The following is a 1674-nucleotide window of genomic DNA, read 5'->3' as shown; positions in this document are numbered from 1 at the left end:
CAGAACACGAACCAGTGCCTGCCGGGCACCTCGGCCTCTATCTTCACCCTTGCCGGCCAGGCATACTATGTGTTCGTGCTGAACAATGGTGCCGTTACCGACATAGTGATAGATGGGACGAACCTTGGCACCGCTGACAATACCATAGCTGGCTTCAGCTATTACCCGAACCCGACCACCGGGGTGCTTAACCTGAGAAGTGTGGACAACATCGAGAATGTGTCGATCTACAACCTATTGGGGCAACGGGTGATGGACAGCCGTGTTGATGCCACCAGCTCACAGCTGGATGTTTCGGCACTCAGCCCGGGCACCTACCTGATGAAGGTGAGCGTCAACGGCCAGATAGGCACTTACAAGGTGCTCAAGGACTAGTGCCCTAGAGAGCCTTTGTTTATGATTTGAACCACCCGCCAAGTGCGGGTGGTTTTTTTGTGCCCAAAAGCCTAGCCTTCAATCCGCGTGTTTTAAAAAAGGGCCCTCCCGAATAGGCTTTCCGATTTCCGATTTATTTGCATAAATGTTAATTTGATTGATTATTGATAACGTATTGAAATTCTTATTGATAAAAGCTTTGATATTTGCTTTTTTTGGAATAGATTTAGTTGTTTAAAATGACTACTGATTATTTAAAATGATTACTAACTAAACTGTTTTAATTATGAAAAAAATTACCATGCTAATTTTGCTGATGGTATGTGCTATAGGTTATAGCCAAACTGATGCAAAATTAAGTGGGACAGATAGTCCCATGATTAACCATCAGCAACAAAAACAAGCTGTGCAAGCTAATGATGCTCTAAAGGATAGATCAAATCCTATTGGAGTAATGGCAAACGGGAATGGGATTAACAATCCGCTTCACGTGAACCAAAAAGTCGCTAAACCTTTAATGAATTTAAATATTCAACCGAAAGGCGCGGCATCTTTGGGAGGTAACAACCCTGTTTTTTATAATAAAAAAGCACCGGTAGCATCATCAAATTTACTTTTTCAATCAGAGATACAGGAAGAGATTCTTGCCCATCAATTAGCGGTGGCAAACCGACCTTTAGATTACAATGTTTCTCCTCAAGATTACGGTAACAGAAATCCACAAGCGGATATTATTCCAGTGGCTGGTGCTACAGAAACTTTCAGTCCATCAGTGGGTGATCATTTTTTTGATCCGGGAGGGCCAGGTGGTAGCAGTGTTGGAGGTACTCCTGGAAACTATCCCAATTGTGGATGCGATACCCAAACCACTTTATTGGGAGTAAGTGAAATTGATTTTCAATTTTTTAGTGTTTTTGGAAATTTTGATTATTTAAGAATTTATGATGGAACAGACGCCACAGGAACATTATTATATGATAATGGAGCTGGTGGCCCAAACGATGGTGATATTACATTGGCTGATATGATTGCATCACATGGCTCTTCAACATTTACTTCAGTCTCGGGAAATTTCTTTTTCTTTTTCCATGCAACTGCCGTAGTTGATTATGGCGGATGGGATGTTGAAATCGTTACTGCAAGTGGCGGTGGTGGAGGCGGGGGAAGCCCTTGCAGCCAGGACAACCCTGAGAATGCTTTTGAGAACGGGTACACAACCTCTTCCAACCAGGCCCAGCGAATCGCCTTTGATATCACGGTTCCAGCGGATACGGACTTTACCTTAAATACGGCAACTGT

General features: G+C 43.2%; 2 protein-coding genes. Both read left to right on the top strand.

Annotation, left to right across the window (positions count from 1 at the left end; all coding sequences use genetic code 11):
• Nucleotides 1–375: T9SS type A sorting domain-containing protein (locus A7A78_RS07950; protein ID WP_131811117.1), on the top strand; the 375-nt coding region annotated here is incomplete at its 5' end.
• 286 nt (nucleotides 376–661) lie between these two features.
• Nucleotides 662–1674 (top strand): hypothetical protein (locus A7A78_RS07945; protein WP_131811116.1); only part of this gene is annotated, 1013 nt, incomplete at its 3' end.

Source organism: Aequorivita soesokkakensis, assembly GCF_001641085.1.
In the GTDB taxonomy this organism is placed as follows: Bacteria; Bacteroidota; Bacteroidia; order Flavobacteriales; family Flavobacteriaceae; genus Aequorivita; species Aequorivita soesokkakensis.
The sequence above is the reverse complement of the archived record's forward strand: the minus strand, read 5'-3'. Positions and strand labels throughout refer to the sequence as shown.